This window comes from Chelatococcus albus, assembly GCF_030067675.1.
Taxonomy (GTDB): domain Bacteria; phylum Pseudomonadota; class Alphaproteobacteria; order Rhizobiales; family Beijerinckiaceae; genus Chelatococcus_A; species Chelatococcus_A albus.
Genome location: NZ_JASJEV010000001.1, coordinates 412739 through 435510 on the forward strand (window position 1 = coordinate 412739; position 22772 = coordinate 435510).

Annotated in this window: 20 protein-coding genes; 13 read left to right on the forward strand and 7 right to left on the reverse strand. The window is 70.1% G+C overall.

Features of this window, described 5'->3' with window-relative positions; all coding sequences use genetic code 11:
* Window positions 1-11: 11 nt before the first annotated feature.
* From nirD to QNA08_RS01920, 5 genes are all read left to right on the forward strand, one after another.
* Window positions 12-350: a nitrite reductase small subunit NirD gene (gene nirD / locus QNA08_RS01900; protein WP_283738982.1), complete on the forward strand. Its 339-nt coding sequence runs from the start codon at window positions 12-14 to the stop codon at window positions 348-350.
* A 55-nt stretch (window positions 351-405) separates the two neighbouring features.
* Window positions 406-3096: a nitrate reductase gene (locus QNA08_RS01905; RefSeq protein ID WP_283738983.1), complete on the forward strand. Its 2691-nt coding sequence runs from the start codon at window positions 406-408 to the stop codon at window positions 3094-3096.
* Window positions 3097-3196: 100 nt separating this feature from the next.
* Window positions 3197-4453, forward strand: coding sequence for a nitrate/nitrite transporter (locus QNA08_RS01910; RefSeq protein WP_283738984.1), 1257 nt, complete (start codon window positions 3197-3199; stop codon window positions 4451-4453).
* Window positions 4454-4597: 144 nt separating this feature from the next.
* Entirely contained in the window at window positions 4598-6298 is a 1701-nt protein-coding gene (locus tag QNA08_RS01915; protein ID WP_283739300.1) for a bifunctional protein-serine/threonine kinase/phosphatase, read from the forward strand.
* Window positions 6299-6346: 48 nt separating this feature from the next.
* Window positions 6347-7186: a uroporphyrinogen-III synthase gene (locus tag QNA08_RS01920; protein ID WP_283738985.1), complete on the forward strand. Its 840-nt coding sequence runs from the start codon at window positions 6347-6349 to the stop codon at window positions 7184-7186.
* 32 nt (window positions 7187-7218) lie between these two features.
* Here QNA08_RS01920 and QNA08_RS01925 read toward each other — a convergent pair whose 3' ends face one another.
* The gene (locus tag QNA08_RS01925) at window positions 7219-7953 is read right to left on the reverse strand and encodes a VIT1/CCC1 transporter family protein (protein ID WP_283738986.1); all 735 of its coding nucleotides are present in this window, start codon (window positions 7951-7953) and stop codon (window positions 7219-7221) included.
* Window positions 7954-8169: 216 nt separating this feature from the next.
* Here QNA08_RS01925 and QNA08_RS01930 point away from each other — a divergent pair, with 216 nt between their 5' ends.
* Entirely contained in the window at window positions 8170-8568 is a 399-nt protein-coding gene (locus tag QNA08_RS01930; protein WP_283738987.1) for a DUF3775 domain-containing protein, read from the forward strand.
* A gap of 9 nt (window positions 8569-8577) precedes the next feature.
* Here the strand turns inward: QNA08_RS01930 and QNA08_RS01935 are convergent, their stop codons facing one another.
* Complete coding sequence (locus tag QNA08_RS01935) at window positions 8578-9942, reverse strand: nicotinate phosphoribosyltransferase (protein WP_283738988.1); 1365 nt, start codon at window positions 9940-9942, stop codon at window positions 8578-8580.
* Window positions 9943-10070: 128 nt separating this feature from the next.
* Entirely contained in the window at window positions 10071-10532 is a 462-nt protein-coding gene (locus tag QNA08_RS01940) for an NUDIX hydrolase (RefSeq protein WP_283738989.1), read from the reverse strand.
* Between the two features lie 108 nt (window positions 10533-10640).
* Between QNA08_RS01940 and QNA08_RS01945 the strand changes: the two genes are divergently transcribed.
* The 4 genes from QNA08_RS01945 (at window position 10641) to QNA08_RS01960 (ending at window position 13981) form a co-directional block, all read left to right on the forward strand.
* Window positions 10641-11465: a universal stress protein gene (locus tag QNA08_RS01945; RefSeq protein WP_283738990.1), complete on the forward strand. Its 825-nt coding sequence runs from the start codon at window positions 10641-10643 to the stop codon at window positions 11463-11465.
* A 206-nt stretch (window positions 11466-11671) separates the two neighbouring features.
* Window positions 11672-12034 (forward strand): GYD domain-containing protein, encoded by a 363-nt coding sequence (locus tag QNA08_RS01950; RefSeq protein ID WP_283738991.1) that lies wholly within the window; start codon window positions 11672-11674, stop codon window positions 12032-12034.
* Between the two features lie 60 nt (window positions 12035-12094).
* Complete coding sequence (locus tag QNA08_RS01955) at window positions 12095-12685, forward strand: malonic semialdehyde reductase (protein ID WP_283738992.1); 591 nt, start codon at window positions 12095-12097, stop codon at window positions 12683-12685.
* A gap of 84 nt (window positions 12686-12769) precedes the next feature.
* Window positions 12770-13981, forward strand: coding sequence for a low temperature requirement protein A (locus QNA08_RS01960; protein WP_283738993.1), 1212 nt, complete (start codon window positions 12770-12772; stop codon window positions 13979-13981).
* 52 nt (window positions 13982-14033) lie between these two features.
* Here QNA08_RS01960 and QNA08_RS01965 read toward each other — a convergent pair whose 3' ends face one another.
* Window positions 14034-15236 carry an amino acid aminotransferase gene (locus tag QNA08_RS01965; protein WP_283738994.1) on the reverse strand — a complete coding sequence of 401 codons (1203 nt, stop codon included), beginning with the start codon at window positions 15234-15236 and terminating at the stop codon, window positions 14034-14036.
* A gap of 201 nt (window positions 15237-15437) precedes the next feature.
* Between QNA08_RS01965 and QNA08_RS01970 the strand changes: the two genes are divergently transcribed.
* Window positions 15438-18269 (forward strand): AMP-binding protein, encoded by a 2832-nt coding sequence (locus QNA08_RS01970; RefSeq protein WP_283738995.1) that lies wholly within the window; start codon window positions 15438-15440, stop codon window positions 18267-18269.
* A gap of 108 nt (window positions 18270-18377) precedes the next feature.
* Window positions 18378-19346, forward strand: coding sequence for a dihydrodipicolinate synthase family protein (locus QNA08_RS01975; protein ID WP_283738996.1), 969 nt, complete (start codon window positions 18378-18380; stop codon window positions 19344-19346).
* Between the two features lie 22 nt (window positions 19347-19368).
* Here QNA08_RS01975 and QNA08_RS01980 read toward each other — a convergent pair whose 3' ends face one another.
* Together QNA08_RS01980 and QNA08_RS01985 are read right to left on the reverse strand one after the other, a co-directional pair.
* Window positions 19369-19953 carry a dihydrofolate reductase family protein gene (locus QNA08_RS01980; protein ID WP_283738997.1) on the reverse strand — a complete coding sequence of 195 codons (585 nt, stop codon included), beginning with the start codon at window positions 19951-19953 and terminating at the stop codon, window positions 19369-19371.
* A 12-nt stretch (window positions 19954-19965) separates the two neighbouring features.
* Entirely contained in the window at window positions 19966-20679 is a 714-nt protein-coding gene (locus tag QNA08_RS01985; RefSeq protein WP_283738998.1) for a hypothetical protein, read from the reverse strand.
* Window positions 20680-21044: 365 nt separating this feature from the next.
* On the opposite strand from QNA08_RS01985, the gene xth reads away from it, so the two are divergent.
* On the forward strand, window positions 21045-21830 hold the full coding sequence (xth, locus tag QNA08_RS01990; protein WP_283738999.1) for an exodeoxyribonuclease III: 786 nt from the start codon (window positions 21045-21047) through the stop codon (window positions 21828-21830).
* Between the two features lie 39 nt (window positions 21831-21869).
* Here xth and QNA08_RS01995 read toward each other — a convergent pair whose 3' ends face one another.
* Window positions 21870-22721, reverse strand: a complete 852-nt coding sequence (locus QNA08_RS01995) for a FecR family protein (RefSeq protein WP_283739000.1) — start codon at window positions 22719-22721, stop codon at window positions 21870-21872.
* Between the last annotated feature and the right edge of the window lie 51 nt (window positions 22722-22772).

Consider the following 22772-nt stretch of genomic DNA (forward strand, 5'->3'; position numbering starts at 1 on the left):
GGAGCCCAACCATGAACTCCGTTACGCCGAACTGGGTCGACATCGGACCAGTGGATGCCATCCCGAAGCGCGGCGCGCGCACGGTGCGCACGCCGCGCCGGGAGATTGCCGTCTTCCGCACGGCCGACGACGAGATCTTCGCCCTCGAGAACCGCTGCCCGCACCGCGGCGGCCCGCTGAGCGAGGGCATCGTGCACGGACGCAAAGTCGCCTGCCCCCTGCACAACTGGATCATCGACCTCGAAAGCGGCTCCGCCACCGGGGCGGACGAGGGATGCGCCGACATGATCCCCGTCAAGGTCGAGAACGGCCGGGTCTATCTCGAGCTCGCCATCGCGGTGGCGGCCTGAACCGCGGGCGGAGCGCGAGGCGGAGCGCGAGGCGGAGCAGCGACGAGAGGGTGCGATGGGCGAAACGGCTCGCACGGTGCGAACCACCTGTCCCTACTGTGGCACGGGTTGCGGGGTGAAGGCGCGCGTCGCGCCGGACGGCTCCGTCTCCATCGAGGGCGATCCCGACCACCCGGCCAATTTCGGGCGGCTGTGCGTCAAGGGCGCGGCGCTCGGCGAAACGCTGGGGATCGAGGGCCGCCTGCTCCATCCCGAGATCGGCGGACGTCGCGCGAGCTGGGACGAGGCACTCGATCTTGTTGCCGCACGCTTTGCCGCGACCATCGCGGAGCACGGACCGGATTCAGTCGCCCTCTACCTTTCGGGCCAGATCCTGACCGAGGACTACTACATCGCCAACAAGCTGATGAAGGGCTTCATCGGCACGGCGAACATCGACACCAACTCGCGCCTGTGCATGGCCTCCTCCGTCGCCGGCCACAAGCGCGCCTTCGGCACGGACACCGTTCCCAATGCCTACGAGGACCTCGAGAAGGCCGATCTCGTCGTCCTCGTCGGCTCCAATCTCGCCTGGTGCCATCCGATCCTCTTCCAGCGCCTGTCGGCGGCCAAGGCGGACAGGCCGGGGCTCACCGTCGTGACAGTCGACCCGCGCCGCACGGCGACAAGCGAGATCAGCGACCTGCACCTCGGGCTCGCCCCCGGGTCGGACGTCGCCCTGTTCGCGGGCCTCCTGCGCCACCTGGAGGCCAACGGCCGGCGCGATGCCGACTTCGTCGGCCGACATACGAGCGGCCTCGATGCGGCGCTCGCGGCGGCCGAGCCATGGACCGTTGCCGCCGTCGCCACGACGACGGGGCTCGACGAGGCAGCGGTCGCGCACTTCTACGCGCTCTTCGCCGCCATCGAGCGGGTCGTCACGGTCTATTCGCAGGGCGTCAACCAGTCCTCCGCCGGCACGGACAAGGTCAACGCCATCCTCAACTGCCATCTCCTCACCGGCCGCATCGGCCGGGAGGGCTCCGGCCCCTTCTCGGTGACGGGCCAGCCCAACGCCATGGGCGGGCGCGAGGTGGGAGGGCTTGCCAACCAGCTCGCCTGCCACATGGAGATCGCGGACCCGGCGCACCGCGCACTCGTGCAGGCATTCTGGCAGGCGCCACGCATGGCTGAGCGCCCCGGGCTCAAGGCGGTCGAGCTCTTCGAGGCGGTGGCGCAAGGCCGCGTCAAGGCCGTCTGGATCATGGGCACCAACCCCGTGGACAGCCTGCCGGACGCCGACGCCGTGCGCACGGCGCTCGCCGCCTGCCCCTTCGTCGTCGTCTCGGACGTGATGCGGACGACGGACACGACCGCCCTCGCCCATGTCCTCCTGCCGGCACAAGCCTGGAGCGAGAAGGACGGTACGGTGACCAATTCCGAGCGCCGCATTTCGCGCCAGCGCGCCTTCCGCGCGCCGCCGGGCGAGGCGCGGCCCGACTGGTGGGCGCTCGCCGCCGTGGCGCGCCGGCTCGGCTTCGGCGCCGCCTTCTCGCACGAGAGCGCTGCCGAGATCTTTGCCGAACATGCTGCGCTCTCGGGCCGGGAGAACGGCGGCACGCGCGACTTCGACATCTCGGCGCTCGCCGGCATCGATCGCGCCGGCTACGACGCGCTTGCGCCCTTCCAGTGGCCCTGGCGTGCAGGCGAGGCGGCCACGGCCGAAGCCAAACGCTTCTTCGCCAACGGGCGCTTCTACACGTCCGACGGGCGCGCCCGGCTGGTGCCGACGCCCTTCCGAGCCCCCGCGGCGACGGTGAGCGAGGCCTTCCCCTTCGTCCTCAACACGGGCCGCGTGCGTGACCAGTGGCACACCATGACGCGCACGGGCGTGGCCCCGCGCCTGTCGCAGCACATCGCCGAGCCATACGTCGAGCTCGCGCCCGAGGACGCGGGTGCCCTCGGCATCGCGCCCGCCGCGCTCGTCTCGGTGACGAGCCCGCGCGGCTTGATCGTCGCACGTGCCCTCGTCACCGAGCGGCAGCGGCGCGGCAGCGTCTTCGTCCCCATCCACTGGACAGACCAGTTCGCAGGCAACGCGCGCGTGGACGCGCTCGTGGCACCGGTGACCGATCCGCTCTCGGGCCAGCCGGAGCTGAAGGCCTCCGTTGCACGCGTCGCGCCGTGGCCGGCCACCTGGTACGGCTTCGCCCTTGCGACGCAGCGCCCGGACGACATGCCCGCCGACTACTGGGCCCTGGCGCGGACCGGGCGCGGCTGGCGCATGGAGCTCGCCGGGCTCGACCGGCCGGCCGACTGGGAAGCGCTCGCCCGCGTCCTCCTCGACGACAGGAAGGGCGAGGGCCTCGCATTCGCCAGCTACTGCGACGCGACGGCTGGCGGGTTCCGCGCCCTCGCCATGCGCGACGGGCGCGTGGTCGGGCTGCTGATCGCCGCGCGCGAGCCCGTCACGGCCTCGCGCGACTGGCTGTGCAGCAGCTTCGCGGCCGAAGAGCCGGTGGATGTTCTCGGCTTCCTGGCGGGGCGGCCCGGCGGCGGATGCCGCGACCAGGGCCGCAAGATCTGCGTCTGCTTCGACGTCGGCGCCGCCACGATCGAAGAGGCGATCCGGCGCGAGGGGCTCGGGAGCGTGGACGAGGTCGGCCGGGCGACGGGGGCCGGCACCGGCTGCGGCTCCTGCCGACCCGAGATCTCGACCATCCTGGCGCGGCAGGCCGCGAAGGAGGCCGCCGCCGCCTCCACGTGAGAAGAGCCAGCCGCACAGAGCCCCCGAAACGCTCGGGACGCGCCGCGATCGACGCGGTCGATCAACGATAATTTTCTCAATAAAAACAAGGCATGACAGGATGAACCTCAAGGACTTCAAGAAGGCAGGTCACTGGCCGACGCTGCTCGCGGCCTTCCTGTATTTCGACATCAGCTTCATGGCCTGGGTCGCGCTCGGCCCGCTGATCATCTACATCACCGCGGGCATGAACCTGCCTGTCGAGGACAAGTTCACCCTCGTCGCCATCCCGGTGCTGGCGGGCGCGCTGCTGCGCGTGCCGCTCGGCACGATCGCCGACCACATCGGCTCCAAGCGCACCGGCGTCATCGCGCAGGTCCTCGTCATCCTGGCGACCGCATGGGTTCTCTTCTTCGGCCTCGGCAGCCCGGCAGCCATCGCGATCTTCGGGCTCACGCTCGGGATCGCGGGCGCCTCCTTCGCCGTCGCCCTGCCCCAGGCGAGCCGCTGGTACCCGCCGCATTATCAGGGCGTGGTGATGGGCATCGCCGGCGCGGGAAACATGGGCGTCGTGCTCGACACGCTGTTCGCCCCCTGGCTCGCCGAGACCTACGGCTGGCAGAGCGTGTTCGGCGTCCTGCTCGTGCCGATGATCGCCATCCTCGCCTTCTACATCTTCGCCGCGAAGGACGCGCCCGACGCGCGCAAGCCGGTGTCGTGGGGCGCCTACAAGGCCCTCCTCGGCGATGCCGACAGCCGCTGGTTCATGTTCTTCTACTTCATCACCTTCGGCGGCTTCGTCGGGCTCGCCAACGCCCTGCCCCTCTATTTCACCGTGCACTATCACCTGTCGGGCGTGGCGGCCGGCCTGCTCGTCGCCTTCATCGTCGCCTGCGGCTCCGGCTTCCGGCCCGTCGGCGGCTATATCGCCGACCGGGTGGGCGGCATCCGTACCTTGTCGGTTCTCTTTGCCGTCGTCGCCGCCTGCTACTTCGCCATCGCCACCTTGCCTGCGGGCCCGGCCGGCCCCGCCGACGGCTTCGGGCTTACGGGTCTGCCGGCGGTCGCCTGGACGGCCGTCCTCCTCTTCTCGGTCGGCGTGCTCGCGCTCGGCATGGGCAACGGCGCGGTATTCCAGCTCCTGCCGCAGCGCTTCCGCCGGGAGATCGGCATCATGACCGGGCTCGTCGGCTGCGCAGGCGGCGTCGGCGGCTTCTTCCTCGCCAAGACGCTCGGCGTCGCCAAGGGCATGACAGGAAGCTTCGCCTCGGGCTTCATATTCTTCGGCGTGCTCGCCCTTCTCGGCTTCGCCGGCCTCGCGCTCGTCAAGGCGCGGTGGCGGACGACCTGGGGCGCGGTATCGGGGGCCAGGATCTGAGCCAGAGCGGGATGAGGAAGGGCGGAAACCGGTTTTCCCTCCTATCCCGCTCCAACTTGTTAAGATTGGTCACATTCGCGGCTCTGGATCGGGCCGGTCCAGAGCCGTGAATGTGGTCCGGGAGCGAGGCCTCGGCCCTTGCTGATGCGGGACGACCATAGACTGCGCGTCGACCTCGGCTTCGCAAGCGACGCCGGCAGGCGGGCTGAGAACGAGGACTATATCGGCGCCTGTATGGGGCCGCCCGCCGTCAACATGCGCCACGGCATCGTCGCCGCCGTGGCGGACGGGGTGGGCGGCCACAAGGGCGGCCGCACGGCCTCCGAGCTTGCCGTGCGCACCTTCATCGAAGGCTACTACGCCCAGCCCGAGACACTCGGCGTGCAGCGGGCTGCGGCCCGGGCACTCGAGGCGATCAACGGCTGGATCGCCGCGCAGTCACGGGTCGATCCCGCGCTCGAAGGCATGGGCACGACCTTCACGGCCGTCGTGCTTGCGCGTCGCTCCTGCCACATCCTGCACGTGGGTGACAGCCGCCTCTACCGCCTGAGCGAAGGCCGGCTCGAACGTCTTACGAAGGACCACACGGTCGGTCGCGGCGACTTCGCGCATGCGCTGAACCGCGCCGTGGGTTTCGAGGATGACCTGCGCATCGATCACGCCGTGCACGGCCTGCGCCTGCACGACCGTTTCCTTCTCTGCACCGACGGCGTGCATGGAGCCCTCGCCGACGGGGCGCTCGGCGCCCTCCTCGGCAAGGGAGGCTCGCCCGCCGAGACAGCGCGCAACATCGTGGCTGCAGCAGTCGCGGCCGACGGAAGCGACAACGCCACGGCCCTCGTCATCGACGTCGTCGATCTCCCGCCCGCAGACGAGGCCGAGATATCCCGTCTCGTCTCGTCGCTGCCCATCGGCAAGCTGCCCGAGATCGGCGAGACGGTGGACGGCTTCCGCCTTGACGACATGCTGTCGGACGGGCGCTACAGCCGCCTCTTCCGCGCGACCGATCTCGCCAACGGCGAGCAGGTGGCGCTGAAGTTCCCGCATCCGCGCGTGGCGCAGGAGGCGTCCTATCGCCTCGCCTTCGTCAGCGAGGCCTGGGTGTCGGCACGGGTCAGAAGCCCCTGGATCGGTGAGATCATCGAGGTCGCGCCGGGCCGGCGGACGCGGCTCTACTCGGTCATGCCCTTCTACGACGGCGAGACGCTCGAGCAACGGCTGAAACGGGCACCACCCCTCTCGCTCGCCGAGGGCGCCGAGATCGCCACACGGCTTGCGCGCGCGGTCGCGACCCTGCACCGCTCCGGCATCATCCATCGCGACATCAAGCCCGACAACGTCATCCTCCTCAAATCGGGAGGCCTGCGCCTCGTCGACCTCGGCGTGGCGCGCGTGCCCCGGCTCGAGGATTTCCCCGAGCAGGATATCCCGGGAACGCCGAGCTACATGGCGCCAGAGGTCATCAACGGCAATCCGGGGGACGAGGCCTCCGACCTCTTTGCCCTGGGCGTCACCATCTACCGCGCCTTCAGCGGCGCCTACCCTTACGGCGAGATCGAGCCCTTCAGCCGCCCGCGTTTCGGCAAGCCCGTGCCGCTCACGCGGCACCGGCCCGACCTGCCGGCCTGGATCGACGCGGTGCTGTCGCGGGCGATCGCCGTCAAGCCCTCCGACCGCTACTGCGACGTCATCGAATTCGCCTTCGAGATCGAGAACGGCGCAGCGCGCGCGCGACCATCACCGCCGCAGAGGACGTCGCTCCACGAGCGCAATCCACTCCTCTTCTGGCAGGTGGTTGCGGCGCTCCTCGGCGTTCTGCTGATAATTTCCCTGGCGACACGCTGAGCATGACCGATTCATGATCGAGGCTGACGACGGGCGGAGATGACGCGTATGGCCGGAGCACTGGAGGGACGGCGCATCGTCGTGCCCGAAACGCGGGAACTGGCGCTTTTCGCCAGCATGCTCGAGGAACAGGGCGCCATCGTCGAGCGCTGCCCGATGATCGCGATCCGCGACGTCAGCGATCCGGCCCCCGTCGAGGCCTGGCTGGCACGCTTCTGCGGAGGCAGCTGCGACGATCTCATTCTGCTCACCGGTGAAGGCCTGCGCCGGCTCCTCGGCTTCGTGCGGCGCGCCGGCATGGAGGAGGCTTTCGTCGCGGCGCTCGGCCGCGTGCGGAAGTTCGCCCGCGGCCCCAAGCCGGTGCGTGCCCTGCGCGAGATCGGCCTCAATGCGGAGGTGATCGCCGACGAACCGACCTCGCAGGGCGTCATCGATACCCTGGCGCGCCACAACCTCGCCGGGCGGCGGGTCGGCGTGCAGCTCTACCCCGACAAGGAACACCGCGAACTGCTCGACGCCATCGCGACGGCGGGCGCGACAGCCGATCCGATCCTGCCCTACGCCTATGATCCCGAGGCCGCCGATGCGCGTGTCTTCGCCGTGATAGGAGCCATGGCCGCCGGAGAGATCGACGCCATCGCCTTCACGAGTTCGGGGCAGGTGAGGCGCTTCGTCGAGGTCGCCCGCGCCGCCGGCCGCGAGGCGGACTTGCGTCAGGCCTTTGCATGCACGAGCGTCGCAGCCGTCGGCCCCGTCGTCGAGGAGGAACTGCAGGCCCTCGGCCTTCAGGTCGACATCAGACCGAGCGGGGATCGCTTCTTCATGAAGCCGCTCGTCAGGGCCATGGCGATCGCGTTCGCGGACGGCGACGGCCCGCGCTCCGCCTGAGTGCCACCGCCTCCCTCGCCCGCGGGCTTGCCTCATCCAGCGGCGGTAGGGCCCAGGATCTCCCGCAGGCCGAAGCCCACGAGGAAGGCAAGCGCGGCTGCGCCGAGGCCGATGAGGAAGGTCTCGAGGCCGGAGCGCCACCAGGGAATGACGGACCATCGGCTCTTCGCCGAGCCGATGCCGAAGAAGGTGAGACCGGTGGCAAGGGTCGAGGCCACGAGGCCGCCGCCAACGAGATAGGGAACGAGGGGCACGAGCCCGCAAAGGAAGAAGGCGGCAAAGGTGCTCGCCGCCGCCTTCCACGGCGAGCGGCGGCTGTCGGCGAGCCCGTATTCCTCAACGAGCATGGTGTGGATCCATCCCGGCTCGTTCGCCGTAATCGTCGCCACGATGCGTTCGAGGTCTGCGCCGGCAAAACCCTTCGCCGCGAAGATCTGGCGGATTTCCTCGCGCTCGCCCTCCGGGACGAGCGCCACGTGGCGCCGCTCCACGGCGAGAAGGCGCTCGTACTCCTCCTGTTCCACCTTGGTACCGCTGAAGTTACCCGCCGCCATCGAGAAACCGTCGGCGAGCAGGTTGGCGAGCCCGAGAATCAACACCACGCTCGTCGACAGATTGGCGCCGGCAACGCCCGCGACGACCGCAAAGGTCGTCACCGCGCCGTCGATCCCGCCATAGACCCAATCGCGGATATAGCTCGCCTCCGGTCCGGCGGTGAGCCGCGTGCGGATCTCTTCGGCGCTGTGACCATGTTCGAGCTGGGCCATGACATGTCGCCTCGGCGTGCCTCGGAAGGCCGAGTTTTCTCACCATATCTCGCGAAGACGGCCGGCTGTATGACCGAGCGCAAAGCCTCCAACGGGGCCGCGAAGCCGCCGACGGCCGCGCCGCGAGCCTGCGGTGCCTTCTCTTGCGATGGATCAAATCGCCGGGAAGGAAATGGCGATCAAATTGAAGACGAGGGGCATGCGGGAGTGACGCCCATGCTGACCATTCCGTTGGACACGCTCGCGTTCATCATCGCCAAGGCGCGTGAATACGGCGTCGAGGTTTCCCCCGTCGACGAGGATACGGGTTCCAATCCCACCGACGACGGGAGCCTCGATATCCTGGAGGCAACGCCCGACAACCCTTCCCGTCGGGAGCTTCTGGGCGCCATCCGTGCGCTCAATGAGGACGAGCTCGTCGAGCTTCTCGCATTGACCTGGCTCGGGCGCGGCGACTATGCCGCCGAGGAATGGCCGGCGGCCCTGGAGCAGGCACGCGAGAGACGCGACCGCCGCGAGCCGGACTATCTCGCCGGCACGCCGTTGCTCGCCGACTATCTCGAGGAAGCACTGTCCCAGCTCGGCTATGCGCTCGAGGATCTCGAAGTGCCCTGAGTGAGCGCTCTACGAGGCCGGACGGTTCGACCGCCCCGGTCCGACGGTTTCGCGATCGAGACGCGCGGCGAGTTCGCGCAGGGGCATCGTGATCTCGACCGGATAGGTGAAGGGTTCGAGCCGCCGCAGCGGCTCCGGCAGACGTGCGAGCTCGGCCGCCGCGCGCGCACGCAGCTCGGCGAGATCGGCAGGGTCCGACAAGCGGCGCCCATCGCGCATGACAGGATGCAACAGCGCTTCGCCAGGGTGGCTCTCCCATTCCAGGGCGACGACGTCGCCGCAGGATCGGCCCACCGCGTCACGCCGCCGCCAAACCTGCTTGCGTCCCGGCCAGGTCGCCTTTCCCTCTGAGCGCTTGCGCCGCGGCGTGCCGGCGTATTCCTGCAGTTTGTAGGCGCAGTCGAGGGCGGGCGCATCGACGGCCGTCGTCAGGCTCGTGCCGATGCCGTAGGCGTCGATGGGAGCGCCCTGCCGCGACAATCGCAGCAGTTCCTCCTCGTCGAGCCCACCGCTCGCCACGATGCGCGTCGTGCGCAACCCGCCTTCGTCCAGGATCGCCCGGACCCGGCGGGCATGGCTGCCGAGATCGCCGCTGTCGATGCGTACGCCGCTGATCGGAATGCCCTCCTCGGCAAGGCGAGGCGCGAGCGCAACGACGCGCCGTGCTGCCTCCTCGGTGTCATAGGTGTCGATGAGCAGCACGAGGTTCCTCGGGCGCGACCGCGCGAAGTTCTCGAAGGCCGCCACCTCGCCCGCATGCGCCTGAACGAAGGAATGGGCCATCGTGCCGTAGAGGGGGATGCCGAAGGCGGCGCCGGCCGCCACCGTCGCCGTGCCGGCAAAGCCCGCAATGTAGCTCGCCCGCGCAGCGAGCACGCCCGCCTCCGCGCCGTGCGCGCGTCTCAGGCCGAAATCGACCAGCGCCTTGCCCGGCGCAGCGAGCACCATGCGCGCCGCCTTCGACGCGATGACCGTCTGGAAGTGGATGAGATTGATGAGCCGCGTCTCGACGAACTGGGCCTCCGGCAACGGCGCCGTTACGCGCAGCACGGGCTCGCTCGCATAGAAGACCGTGCCCTCCGGCATGGCGTCCACATGGCCAGTGAAGCGGAACTGCGCGAGATAGTCGAGAAAGTCCGCACCGAAGTCGCCGCGCTCGCGCAGGAAGCGCAGGTCCTCGGGCGAGAAGCGCAGGGTTTCGAGGAAGGTCAGCGCCTGTTCGAGGCCGGCGGCGACGAGGAAGTCCCGTCCCGGCGGCAGCGTGCGTACGAAGAGCTCGAAGACCGCCGTCTCGCCGAGGCCATGCTCGCGATAGGCCGACATCATGTTGAGCTGATAGAGATCCGTGAAGAGTGCGCTTTCACCGCCGAGCATGGCTGCCCCCGGGTGCCCACGCGCCCCGCGCCGCGACGACGGGGCAAACATCTCGCTCCAGATACTACGTATGTACGTCTGGACGATCGGCGCAATGCACATCGCCGATGTCGTGTCCCCGAAGCGGGTCAGCCGCGGCTCAGCGTCTCCAGGCGGTCGATCAGCGGGCGCTGGGCGACGATTATCTTCTCCCGCGCCTCCGCCAGGGGAAACCATGCGGCGCGATCGATCTCGGGGAAGGCGCACATCCGCCCGCTTCCCGGAGGCCATTCCAGCGTGAAAGTGTTGCTGCGCACGGCGCTTACGTCGAGGTCCCCCTCCAGGGCGAAGGCGACAACGCGCTTGCCGCCGGACTGCACGACCCCGCCGAGCGGCGTCAGGCGTCCGGCCGGCACTTGTCCCACTTCCTCCGCGAACTCCCGCCGGGCGGCGGCTTCCGGTGCCTCGCCCGCGCCGCATTCGCCCTTCGGGATCGACCAGGCCCCGGCGTCCTTGTTGCGCCAGAACGGCCCGCCCGGATGGACGAGCAGCAGGAAGAGGCCGTCGCTCCGGCGGCGATACAGCATGATGCCGGCACTCGTCGCGGGCACGGGCCGCCTCCCTTGCGAAAGATCAATGCCGCACGGGCAGTGTTCGCGATTCTACCGGAAATCACGGATCATCGATTGCGCTCCGTCGCCTTGTCCGGGAGAAATGCCATGCTCAAGAACCTCCTTGTACTTTTCAATGCGGACAACGTTGCGGTCGGCCCCTACGCGCTTTCGCTGGCCGCATTGCATCGCGCGCATCTTGTTGTCGCCTCTCCCGTGGTCGATCTGGCGCTCGCGCCCTACATGATCGCGGAAATGCCATCCGCCACCTGGGAATCCCTCCAGCAGGACACCGAACGGACCGTCCGCCGGAGGCTCGATGATTTTGTCAGCCAGGCGAAAGCCATGGGCGTGGAGGCAACCGCCCACGCAATCCCCGTGTCTCTCGGCATGGGGCCCGAACATCTCTGCAGCCGGCTCGCGCGCCATTTCGACCTCACGCTGATCGAGCAGGCGAACCCCGATGTGAAGGGCCTCCAAGGGGAGATCATCGAGGCGATCCTGTTCGAATCCGGGCGGCCGATGCTCGTCGTTCCCTACGTGCACCGGACACCGGCAGCCTTCGACAGGGTGCTCGTCGCCTGGGACGGCAGCGCGCCGGCAGCGCGAGCGGTCAATGATGCTCTCCCCCTGATCACAGGCGCGGCGGAGGTGGAGATCGTGACCGTCGTCGACGGCGGCAAGGAGCCGGAGGACGAGTCCGGCCTCGACGTCGCGCAGCATCTCGCCCGCCACGGTGTCGCGGCCAGGCGCAACCGCCTCACGAGCGCCGGCGATGTCGCGAGCACGCTCCTGTCGCACATGGCCGATAGCGGCACCGACCTCCTCGTCATGGGCGGCTACGGGCATTCGCGCCTCAGGGAAATGATGCTCGGCGGGGCAACGCGCGACATCCTTGCGTCGATGACGGCGCCGGTGCTCATGGCGCACTGACCGGCGCGCCGCGGGCCACCTCCCGACGATGCCCATCAACTGGGCGGGAGCCTGCGTTCTCGCCCCGGGCGCCTCCTCGCGGCCTATGGTATTTTCGAGTGCCACCGGTCGCTGCTGCGAACGCGGGATGACGGCCGGCAAGGCGGCGAAGCCGGTGGCGACGGCAGCGGGGGCGGGCTGGGGCGAAGCATGCGGGAGGAGGCCCCATGGCTCTCTATGCCTTGCAATGCGCCTATGCACCCGTCGGGTGGGCGGCGCTCATCAAAGATCCGCAGAACCGTCTCGAGGCCGTGAGGCCCGTCGTCGAGAGGCTCGGCGGCAGCGTCGTGCACGGATGGCTCACCTTCGGACCCTACGACGTCCTCCTTGTCTGCGAGCTGCCGGACAACGTCAGCGCCGCTGCCCTCTCCATGGCGATCTCGGCGGGCGGCGCAGTCAGGGCCATCGAGACGACGGTGCTCATGACCTTCGACGACGGCATCACCGCGCTCGCCAAGGCGAAGGCCGCCGAATATGCCCCGCCGCCGAGCGAGGTGCCCTATTTCGGGGTGTATCGCGGGCACGGGTGAGCCGAATGCAGAAGGCCGCCCGTTTCTTGCTGACGAGACTGCCAGGCTGAGGAGGCGCCCATGGGAACGCCGCTCGATGATGCCGCACTCGACACCATGTTCCGCACGGCGCGCACGCAGAACCGATGGCTCGACAAGCCGGTCTCGCGGCAGCAGCTCGTTGCCCTCTACGATCTCATGCGCTGGGGACCGACAAGCGCCAACTGCTTCCCCATCCGCATCGTCTTCGTGACGACCACGGCCGCGAAGGAACGCCTGAAGCCGCTCGTCCTCGAAGGCAACCGCGAGAAGGTCATGACCGCGCCCGTGACGGCGGTCATGGGCTACGATACACAGTTCTATGACTGGCTGCCGCGGCTCTTTCCCCATGTCGACGCCCGCGCCTGGTTCGTGGACAAGCCCGACCTCGCCGAGACGACCGCTTTCCGCAACAGCAGCCTGCAAGGCGCCTATCTCATCCTGGCGGCGCGCGCCATCGGGCTCGACTGCGGGCCGATGTCGGGGTTCGACAACGAGGCCGTCGACCGGGAGTTCTTCCCCGGCGGACGCATCAAGTCGAACTTCATCTGCGCCCTCGGCTACGGCGACCCCGCCGGCCTGTTCGACCGGCTGCCGCGACCCGATGTCGACGAGGTGTGCCGCTTCGTCTAGGTGCTGCTGGGCCAGGACCGGTCCCGCCTCGCTGACGGCGCGGGATCCTCCGTGCGCAGGATCGGCAATAGCGGGGACGGCGGCATGGCGCGCGATCATCGGCGAGGCAGTCTTCTGCGGACCAGGGAGGGGGGCGGGCACGGGCGGGTCACCTTCGTCGAGCTGTTCTTCGACCTCGTCTTCGTCTTCGCCGTCACGCAGCTCTCCCACTCCCTGCTCGCGCATTTCACGCTCGCGGGCGCCGCGCAGACGGCGCTGCTCATGCTCGCCGTCTGGTGGGTGTGGATCTACACGTCCTCGGTCACCAACTGGCTCGACCCGGAGACGATTCCCGTCCGCCTCATGCTGTTCGTGCTGATGCTGGCTGGCCTCGTGCTTTCCACGGCGATCCCCAAGGCCTTCGAGACGCGGGGCGCGGCCTTCGCCGCGGCCTACGTGTTCATGCAGGTCGGGCGCAGCCTGTTCATGCTGCGGGCGCTGAAGCCGCACAGCCCGGGCAACTACCGCAACTTCCAGCGCATCACCGCCTGGCTCGTGCTGGCCGGCCTGTTCTGGACGGCGGGCGCCTTCGCCGAGGGCAGCGCCCGTTTCGGGCTGTGGGCCGTCGCGCTCGCCCTCGAATACGTCTCTCCCTCCCTCGGCTTCTGGACGCCAGGGCTCAGCCGCTCGACGACGGCGGACTGGGACGTGGAGGGCGGTCACATCGCCGAGCGCTGCGGCCTGTTCATCATCATCGCGCTCGGCGAATCCCTCCTCGTCACGGGCGCGACCTTCGGCAATCTCGCCTGGGCGCCGGCGACGGTCGCCGCCTTCCTCACCGCCGTCGTCGGCAGCATCGCCATGTGGTGGATCTATTTCGCCATCGGCGCCGAGCGGGCGAGCCGGCTCATCGCCGGCTCGCCCGACCCCGGGCGGCTGGCGCGCCTCGCCTATACCTACATCCACCTGCCGATCGTCGCGGGCATCATCGTCGCCGCAGTGGGGGACGAGTTCACCCTCGCCCATCCCGATCAGCCAACCGACACGAAGACCATCCTCGCCGTGCTCGGCGGCCCGGCGCTCTTCCTCGTCGGCAACCTGCTCTTCAAGCGCGTGACGGCGGGATGGTTTCCCCTCTCCCACCTCGTCGGCCTTGCCCTCCTCGCCGGGCTGGTGCCGCTGTCGTTCTTCATGTCCGCAGCAGCCGCCGGCGCGACAGCGACGATCGTCCTCGTCGTCGTCGCGGTGTGGGAATGGCGGTCACGCGCGCCGCGCCGGGGCGCAACATCGCACGACGCACCCGATGCCAGCGCCTGAAGGTGAGGCTCGAAGGCGCTTCCACCCCGCGAATGATGCCGCGCGTGGACGATCAGCCTCGCAGCGTCTCTCCGGCGCAGCGTCCGAGCGCCTCGACGACCGGCGCGACGTCCTCCAGCGTGAGGCCGGCGACGTTGATGCGCCCGGAGGGGGCGGCGTAGATCGCGTGGTCCCGGCGTAGCCCCTCGACGGCAGCCGGGGTCAGCGGCAGGGTCGAGAACATGCCCTTCTGCCGGGCGATGGCATCGAGCTTCAGGCCCGCGGCCCGTCCTGCGGCGGCGAGTGCCTGGCGCAGGCCGGCGATGCGCGCCCGCATCGTGTCGAGCTCCGCCCGCCACTCCGCGCGCAGTTCCTCGTCCTCGAGCACGAGCCGCGCCGCCGCCGCGCCATGGTCCGGCGGCATGGACCAGAGCACCCGCGCTGCGCTCTCGAGCACGCTCTGCACGACGCGCGCCTCCTCGGCACTCTCCGTCACCACCAGGATCGCGCCGACGCGGTCGCGATAGAGGGCGAAGTTCTTCGAGCAGGACACGCACAGGATCGCCCGCGGCAGCCGCGCCGCGATCCCGCGGGCGGGCGCGAGGTCCTGCTCCAGCCCGTCGCCGAGCCCGTGATAGGCGAGGTCGATCACCGGCACGAGGCCGCGTGCGGAAAGCGCCTTCTCGACGCGGGCCCAGCCTTGCGCGTCGAGATCCGCGCCCGCCGGGTTGTGGCAGCAGCCGTGCAGAAGGACCGCATCGTTCGCCCGCCCCTCGCCGAGTGCCGCGACCATCACGTCCACGAGCACGCTCTGCATCGCCACGTCGAAATAGGGATGGGTCCGGCAGTCGATGCCTGCCGTCGCCATAATGGGCACGTGGTTGGGCCAGCTCGGCGTGCCGACGAAGATGCGCGCGTCGGAAGCCGAACGGCGCACAAGATCGGCCGCGAGCCTGAGCGCCCCGGTCCCGCCCGGGGTCTGAACACCGGCGACCCTGCCCGCCACGACGGCCGGATGGTCGGCACCGAGCACGAGATCGCGGAGCCGCGCGAAGAAGGCGAGGTCCCCGCCCGGCCCGAGGTAGCTCTTCGTCCGCTGCTCCTGCCACAGGCGCTGTTCCGCCTTCTTGACGGCCTGCATCACCGGGGTCTCGCCGCGCTCGTCGCGATAGACGCCGACGCCGAGATCCACCTTGCGCGGACGCGGATCGGCGCGATGCAGGTCGATCAGCGCAAGGAGGGGATCGGGCGGAAGCGGAGAGAGGCTCTTGAACACCGGTTAGGCTCCTTGCTCGTGCATTTTCCTCGGGGGCGAGCGGCCCTCCGCTCCTTCCTCACCTCAGCGCGCGCGGAAAGCAAGGGCGACAGCACGCGGTACGACGGCCCACGTAACGGGCCTGCCGGCGGTACATGACGCAACGGCAAGTGGGCGGTATGATTGTTTTACAGCGGTGATCGTTGCAGCGAGGCACGCGGCATGCCGAGCGCGCCCCCCACTCCCGTGTCGCCCGAAACGGCGCATCTCAGCGACCTCATCCTACGCATCGTCGACGAATTGGTGCAGGAGTCGGGAGCGCGCTGCCCGCCTGCAACCCTCGACAGCGATCTCGACCGCGACCTCGGCTTCGACAGCCTCGGGCGGGTCGAGCTCGTGGCGCGGATCGAGCGCGCCTGCGGTGTGAAGCTCGGCGACGCGGCGTTGACGGTGGCGACACCGGGTGAACTGCTGCGCCTCGCGCTCGCCGGCAGGCCGATGGGTGCACCCGCCTCCCTCGCTCGCGAGGCGGAGCCGCCAGCGGTGGTCGCCGGCGACAACCTGCCGACCGGCGCGACGACACTCGTCGAGGTGCTGGAGTGGCACGCGGGCCGCCATGCACCGCGGGTCTACGCCTATCTCTGCGAGGAGCCGGAGGACGCCACCCCCCTCACCTACGGCGATCTGCACCGGGCCATGCACGAGGTCGCGGCCGGCCTGCTCGCGCGGGGGCTCGAGCCCGGCCAGTCGGTCGCCCTGATGCTCCCGACCGGCCGCGCCTATCTCGAGGCCTTCTTCGGCATCCTCAGGGCGGGCTGCGTGCCGGTGCCGATCTATCCCCCCTTCCGGCCGGCGCAGCTCGAGGATCATCTGAGACGCCACGTCGGCATTCTGCGCAACGCCGAGGCCCGGTTGCTGGTCACGGTGCCCGAAGCGGTGCGCTTCGCGCATCTCCTGCGTGCGCACGTGGAGACGCTGCACGAGGTGGTGACGCCGGACGCCTTGACGCGTCACCCCGCGGGCGTTGCGGCCTGGCCGCCCCTGAAGGCCGAGAACGTCGCCCTCCTGCAGTACACCTCGGGCAGCACCGGCGATCCCAAGGGCGTGGTGCTCAGCCACGCCAATCTTCTCGCCAATCTGCGCGCCCTCGGAGAGCGCATCGAGGTCCGGGCAGACGACGTCTTCGTGAGCTGGCTGCCGCTCTACCACGACATGGGCCTCATCGGCGCGGTGCTCGGCACGCTCTACTATGGCGTACCTCTCGTCCTCATGTCGCCGCTCGCCTTCCTCTCCCGCCCGGTCAGGTGGCTCAAGGCCATCGACCGCTATCGCGGCACACTCTCGGCTGCGCCGAACTTCGCCTTCGAGCTGTGCCTGCGCCACATCACGGACCAGGAGCTCGCCGGGCTCGATCTGAGCTCCTGGCGCCTCGCCGCCAACGGCGCGGAGCCCGTCAGCGCGCGCACGATGCGGCGCTTCGGCGAGCGCTTCGCCCGCTGCGGCCTGCGACCGCAGGCGCTGTCCGCCGTCTACGGCCTCGCCGAATGCTCGCTCGGGCTTGCCCTGCCGAGCCCGGGAGAGGGCGTGCGCACCGACCGCATCGCCCGCGAGGCCTTCATGCGTTCGGGCGTGCCGGAGCCCGTGGCTGCGGACGGGGTCGACGCCATCGAGATCGTCGCCTGCGGCTGGCCGCTGCAGGGGCACGAGATCCGCATCGTCGACGAAGCGGGCCACGAACTGCCGGAGCGGCGGGAGGGGCGGCTCGAATTCCGCGGGCCGTCGGCAACGAGCGGCTACCTGCGCAATCCGGAGGCGACGCGCCGGCTCTTCCACGGGCCGTGGCTCGACTCGGGCGACCTCGCCTACGTGGCCGACGGGCAGGTGTATCTCACCGGCCGCGTGAAGGACGTCATCATCAGGGCCGGGCGCAACATCCATCCGCAGGAGTTCGAGCAGGCCGTCGGCGAGATCGAGGGCGTGCGCCGGGGCTGCGTCGCCGTCTTCGGCAGCCGCGACCCGCGCGACGGCACGGAGCGGCTCGTCGTCGTCGCCGAGACGCGCGAGAGAGGGCGCGAGGCGCAGGCCACCATGGAACGGCGCATCCGCGAGGCGGCCCGCAGCCTCCTCGGCCAACCGCCAGACGCCGTCGTTTTCGTGCCGCCGCACAGCGTCCTCAAGACGTCGAGCGGCAAGGTGCGCCGCGCAGCCGTGCGCGAGCTCTACGAGCGCGGCACGCTCGGCCGCGGCGGAGGGGCCGTATGGTGGCAGATCGTACGTCTCGGCCTCGGCAGCCTCGCCCCGCGCCTGCGCCGCCTCGTGCAGCGTGGCGGCGAGGCGCTCTACGCCGGCTACGCCTGGGCGGCCTTCAGCGCGCTGATCACGCTCGCCTGGAGCCTCGTGGCGCTGCTCCCGGGGCGCGAGCAGTGCTGGGCCGTGTGCCGCGCTGCAGCGCGCCTCCTGAGCCGCTGCACGGCGACGCCCCTCGAGGTCGAGGGGCTGGAGCGGCTGCCGCCCGGACCCTGCGTGCTGACGGTGAACCACGCGAGCTACATCGACGCCCTGGTGCTGACCGCTGCCATCCCGCGCAGCCTCCGTTGCGTGGCCAAGCGCGAGCTCGCCGGCCACTGGCCGGTGAGGGTGCTGCTCGACCGCCTCGGCACCGTCTTCGTCGAGCGGCTCGACCCGCGCGAGAGCGCCGGCGAGGCCGAACGCCTCGTCGACCTCGCGAGCCGTGGCAGCACCCTCGCCTTCTTCCCGGAAGGCACGTTCGATCGACGCTCGGGCCTCAGGCCGTTCCACATGGGAGCCTTCGTCGTCGCGGCCCGGGCCGGACTGCCGGTGGTGCCGGTGGCGATCCGCGGCACCCGCTCCATCCTGCGGGGCGGCTCGTGGTTCCCTCGGCGCGGCCGGCTGCGCGTCGTGGTCGAGGCGCCGCTCCAGCCCGCCGGCGCCGCCTGGCAGGCGGCTGTCAAGCTGCGTGACGCTGCGCGCGCGGCGATCCTGCGCCACTGCGGCGAGCCGGACCTCGGCAACGAGAGCGTCTCCCCCGTCTAGCATGCGCCCGGCGCATCGCCGCCGCGCGAGCAGCCCGCGCCAGGTCCTTGTCCGCAGAGGCGGCGCGAGGGACAAAGGTGCCCGAACCATCAGGGAAGGTCTCGTCGGATGTCGTCGATCCTGCAGCCAGCGGCCCTCAGCAACGCCCGCGGCGTCTATGTCATCGCCCCCACCCCCTTCCACGAGGACGGCCGGATCGACGAAGCGTCCATCGACCGCATGACGGACTTCTACCGCGCGGCGGGCGTCACCGGCATCACCGCGCTCGGGCAGATGGGGGAAGCGCCGAAGCTCGACCAGCAGGAGGCGCTTTCGGTGGCAGCGCGCATCATCGCGCGCGCAGGCGTGCCGGTCATCGTCGGCGTGTCGGCGCCGGGCTTCGCCGCCATGCGCGCGCTCGCCCGCGACGTCATGGAGATGGGAGCTGCCGGCGTCATGATAGCGCCGCCCTCGACGCTCAGGACGGACGACCAGATCGTTGCCTATTACCGCCAGGCGGCCGAGGCGATCGGCACGGACGTGCCCTTCGTGGTGCAGGACTATCCGCTCACCTTCAGCGTCGTCATGACGCCCGGCGTGATCCACCGCATCGTCATGGAGAACCCGTCCTGTGTGATGCTGAAGCACGAGGATTGGCCGGGCCTCGACAAGATCTCGGCCCTGCGCGCCTTCGAGCGCGACGGCTCGATGCGGCACATCTCAATCCTCTGCGGCAACGGCGGCCTGTTCCTCGATTTCGAGATGGAGCGCGGCGCCGACGGCGCCATGACGGGTTATTGCTTCCCTGACATGCTCGTCGACGTCGTGCGCCTCTCGGCCGCCGGCGAGCGCGACGCGGCGCACGACCTCTTCGACGCCCACCTGCCGCTCATCCGCTATGAGCAGCAGCAGGGTGTCGGCCTCTCCGTGCGCAAATATGTGCTGATGCGCCGCGGCATCATCGCCTCCGACGCGCAGCGAAAGCCGGGCGCCGGCCTCTCGGCCGCGGCGCGGGCCGAGGTCGACTATCTCCTCGCCCGCCTGGCGCGCGTCGACGCGCGGGCCGACCTCGCCGACCGCCTCGCGGCGGCCTCCTGAGCCGCCGCGCGCTCCGCCGGCATCAGGGCCTGGTCGCCGCCCTGTCTGGCGCCGGCCGGCGCCAGACGGCGAGCCGCACGTCGGCGACGGAGTCGAGAATGCTCTCCTCCGCCGCGCGCAAGCCGTGCGCGGCCAGCACCGCTTCCACGGTCTGGCCGCGGCTGCAGGCCGAAAAGAGGTGGCGCCCCCCGCCCAGCGTGACGCGGCGCGCGCGAGAGAGGTGGAAGGCGGCATATCCGACCGTCAGGAAGAGATCGTAGACGCCGGTGCCGCCGGGCACCGCCACGCGCCCGCCCCCCGGCAGCACGATGGCGCTCACGCTGCGCCAGGGGGTGCGCCGCGGGTTCCACCACCAGCCGTCGTTTCGCCGCTCGAGCCCCTGCGACGCGGTCGAGACGATGATGCGCCGCCGCCGCCGCAGGTTGGGATAGTGCTCGTGCGCGATGCGGCTCATGACGATAATGTCGGCGCGGTCGAGCTCGCTCTGGAAGTTGAACCAGTCCGCCTCGTTCATCAGCGCGCTCGGCGTGCTGCCGCCCATGTCGGCGATGCGATCGTCGGCGGAAACAATGGCGTAGCCGTGAACCTCGATCGACGCCGTGGGCATGGCCTTTCCCGTTCAGGGGCCCGAGCGCCCCTCCCTCGCGCGGGCCGGAATCACGGCGCCGAGCAGCAGGAACAAGACCACGGCATTGAGCCCGTGCCACAGGAAATGCGTTCCCAAGGTAAACGCCGGGCAGACCGCCCGGTCGATCGAGCGGAAGACGAGCGACAGCACGAGCACCCCACCGGCTGCGAGGAGCCTGTGCCCCGCCTCTCCCGCCAACACGCCTGCGCGCGTCCGCACGAGGCCGCCGACGGTGAGGAGGGCGAGCACGGCGGGAAAATAGTCCGCCGAGCCGTTGACGGGATCGCCGCCGAGGAGCGGCCCGTTCGTCAGGCGCCCCCACAGCTCGACGAAGGCCATGGAACCGAGCTGGAAGGCCGCGGTGAGCGCAAGCGCGCTGCCGGCACGCAGGCCGAGGAAACGCCGCATGGCGAGAAAGAAATAGGCGAGGATGAAGAACGTGATCGGCCCGACATCGGCGAAGAGCGACCAGCGGTTGGCAAAGGTGTGGAAGAGAAAGCTGCCGATGCCGACGAGGATGGTGAGCGCGATGAGGCCGAGGGCGGGCAGGTCGCGCCCGCCCGTCCGCCGCCAGCGCGCGTAGGCGAGCCCGGCGGCGATCAGGAAGAAGACGTTCGAGAGCGCATTCACGGGCTCGGCCCAGAAGCCCGGGTCGAGGCGCTCGCAATAGATGTCGATCGGGCTCCACCAGCTCCTGCCGTCCATGCCCCCTCCCCACCAACCGCGCCCATGCCCGGGTGACGAGACAGGATGACACGACTCGGTGAAGCCGAGGTCACGAGCGCAGGCTCAGCCGCGCCAAGCCGCCGCATCCGCCGGCTCAGGGCGGCAGCGCCCCTCCACAGCCCTCGGTCATGCCCGAGTTCCGCCCACAACTCGCGCAAGTCGGGACCGCACGATCTGCGTGCGAAGGCGTCGCCGGCGCAGCAGCCGCGTCGTTGACCACATGTGCCGGCAGACAGCGGCTCCCGACCACTGTCTTAGGTCCATGCCGTCCACATCCTGTATAAGACTGAGCCGACTACTCTCGCCCGCGGCTGTCGCCCGGCCTCCACCCTCGCGGATTTCCCATGCGCATCGCCACCTGGAACGTCAATTCGGTCAAGCAGCGGCTCGCCCATCTCCTCACCTTCCTCGACGAGGCGAACCCGGACATCGTCTGCCTGCAGGAGCTCAAATGCGTCGACGAGGCCTTTCCAGCGATGGAGATCGAGGCCAAGGGCTACAATGTCGCCGTGCACGGGCAGAAGAGCTTCAATGGCGTCGCCATCCTGTCGAAGCGCCCGCTCGAAGACGTGACGCGCGGCCTGCCAGGGGACGAGAGCGACCAGCAGGCGCGCTATCTCGAAGCGGTGGTGTCGACGGGGAACGGCGGCGCCGTGCGCGTCGCCTCCATCTATCTGCCGAACGGCAATCCCATCGGCACGGAGAAATATACCTACAAGCTCGCCTGGATGGACCGCCTCGCCCGGCACGCGCGGGCGCGTCTGGCGTTGGAAGAGCCCCTCGTGCTCGCCGGCGACTATAACGTCATTCCCGAGCCGCGCGACGCCGCCAAGCCCGAGGCGTGGGTGAATGACGCGCTCTTCCTGCCGGAGACGCGCGCCAGGTTCCGCAGCCTCCTCGCCCTCGGCCTGACCGAGGCGCTGCGCGCCTGCGATGATCGGGGCGGGCTCTATACCTTCTGGGACTATCAGGCCGGCGCCTGGCAGAAGAACAACGGCATCCGCATCGACCACCTCCTGCTCTCGCCACAGGCGGCGGACAGGCTCGGGGGCACGACCATCCACCGCCACCTGCGCGGTTGGGACCAGCCGTCGGACCATGTGCCGGTATCGGTCGAACTCGCGATGTGAGGACGCATCCGGCGACCTCGGGCAGGTGTCCACCGCCCGCTACGGCTTGCCCCCGCTCTGACCGCCCGGGTTGCTTCCCGCTGCGCCCGACGAGCCGCCGGAGCTCGTGCCACCGCTGCTCGAACCGCCGCTGCCCGGGGTCTGGCTCCCCGGTTGCTGGCCGCTGCCGGCCCCCTGGCCTTCCCTTGCACCCTCGCCATTGCCCGCGTCGCTGAAACGGTCGCGCACCGGCACGGCGAGCGGAACGAACGGAGCATCGCCGCCGCGGGGTGCTTGCGCGCAGAGGTCCCGGTTGCCCTGGAGGCAGACATCGGCGAAGTCGAAGGTCTCCGGCCCGCCAGGGCGCGGCGGCGTGGCGCCTCCGGAACGGGTCACATACACAACCTCGCCGGGCTGCTCCACGGTCACGCAGCGTCGGCCGTGCGGGCAGATGGCGATGCGCCCGTCCTGCAGGACGACAGTGAGCCGTGCGCGCTCGACGAGGAAGTCGAAGACCGTGCCGCGCACGCCGATGGTGGCGAGGGGCGTGCGGATGCGATAAGCGCGCGGATCAGAGGCGCCGCTGATCCAGCGGAAGGCGCCGCGCGTTGCATCGACGACGACGGTCGTGGCCGAACGATCGGGATTGTAGACGAAACGGTCGAGCTTGACCGAGGCGGCGGCCCCCATCGACAGGCTCGTCTCGTCGAGGAACAGGAGACGCGCCGCGCTGGCCGCGCCCGTGCGGACGACTTCCTCGGTGTAGAGATCGTCGCCCACGGCGATCTGCCGGTCCCGCCCGGAAACAAGGCCCGACACCTCGCGTTGAACGACGACGGCCGCGCCGATTTCGCTCTCGGCCGCTGCCTCGCTCGCCGCCGCAACCCAGCCGGCGGCCAGGACCGCTGCCAACGATCGTCGGACAGCCCGAGATCGAACACTGCCCGCCGGCCGTTCCCGGCA

Coding starts and splice junctions, on each gene's coding strand:
- nirD (WP_283738982.1), top strand. CDS start 12: ATGAACTCCGTTACGCCGAACTGGGTCGACATCGGACCAGTGGATGCC.
- QNA08_RS01905 (WP_283738983.1), top strand. CDS start 406: ATGGGCGAAACGGCTCGCACGGTGCGAACCACCTGTCCCTACTGTGGC.
- QNA08_RS01910 (WP_283738984.1), top strand. CDS start 3,197: ATGAACCTCAAGGACTTCAAGAAGGCAGGTCACTGGCCGACGCTGCTC.
- QNA08_RS01915 (WP_283739300.1), top strand. CDS start 4,598: ATGCGGGACGACCATAGACTGCGCGTCGACCTCGGCTTCGCAAGCGAC.
- QNA08_RS01920 (WP_283738985.1), top strand. CDS start 6,347: ATGGCCGGAGCACTGGAGGGACGGCGCATCGTCGTGCCCGAAACGCGG.
- QNA08_RS01925 (WP_283738986.1), bottom strand. CDS start 7,953: ATGGCCCAGCTCGAACATGGTCACAGCGCCGAAGAGATCCGCACGCGG.
- QNA08_RS01930 (WP_283738987.1), top strand. CDS start 8,170: ATGCTGACCATTCCGTTGGACACGCTCGCGTTCATCATCGCCAAGGCG.
- QNA08_RS01935 (WP_283738988.1), bottom strand. CDS start 9,942: ATGCTCGGCGGTGAAAGCGCACTCTTCACGGATCTCTATCAGCTCAAC.
- QNA08_RS01945 (WP_283738990.1), top strand. CDS start 10,641: ATGCTCAAGAACCTCCTTGTACTTTTCAATGCGGACAACGTTGCGGTC.
- QNA08_RS01950 (WP_283738991.1), top strand. CDS start 11,672: ATGGCTCTCTATGCCTTGCAATGCGCCTATGCACCCGTCGGGTGGGCG.
- QNA08_RS01955 (WP_283738992.1), top strand. CDS start 12,095: ATGGGAACGCCGCTCGATGATGCCGCACTCGACACCATGTTCCGCACG.
- QNA08_RS01960 (WP_283738993.1), top strand. CDS start 12,770: ATGGCGCGCGATCATCGGCGAGGCAGTCTTCTGCGGACCAGGGAGGGG.
- QNA08_RS01970 (WP_283738995.1), top strand. CDS start 15,438: ATGCCGAGCGCGCCCCCCACTCCCGTGTCGCCCGAAACGGCGCATCTC.
- QNA08_RS01975 (WP_283738996.1), top strand. CDS start 18,378: ATGTCGTCGATCCTGCAGCCAGCGGCCCTCAGCAACGCCCGCGGCGTC.
- QNA08_RS01980 (WP_283738997.1), bottom strand. CDS start 19,953: ATGCCCACGGCGTCGATCGAGGTTCACGGCTACGCCATTGTTTCCGCC.
- QNA08_RS01985 (WP_283738998.1), bottom strand. CDS start 20,679: ATGGACGGCAGGAGCTGGTGGAGCCCGATCGACATCTATTGCGAGCGC.
- xth (WP_283738999.1), top strand. CDS start 21,045: ATGCGCATCGCCACCTGGAACGTCAATTCGGTCAAGCAGCGGCTCGCC.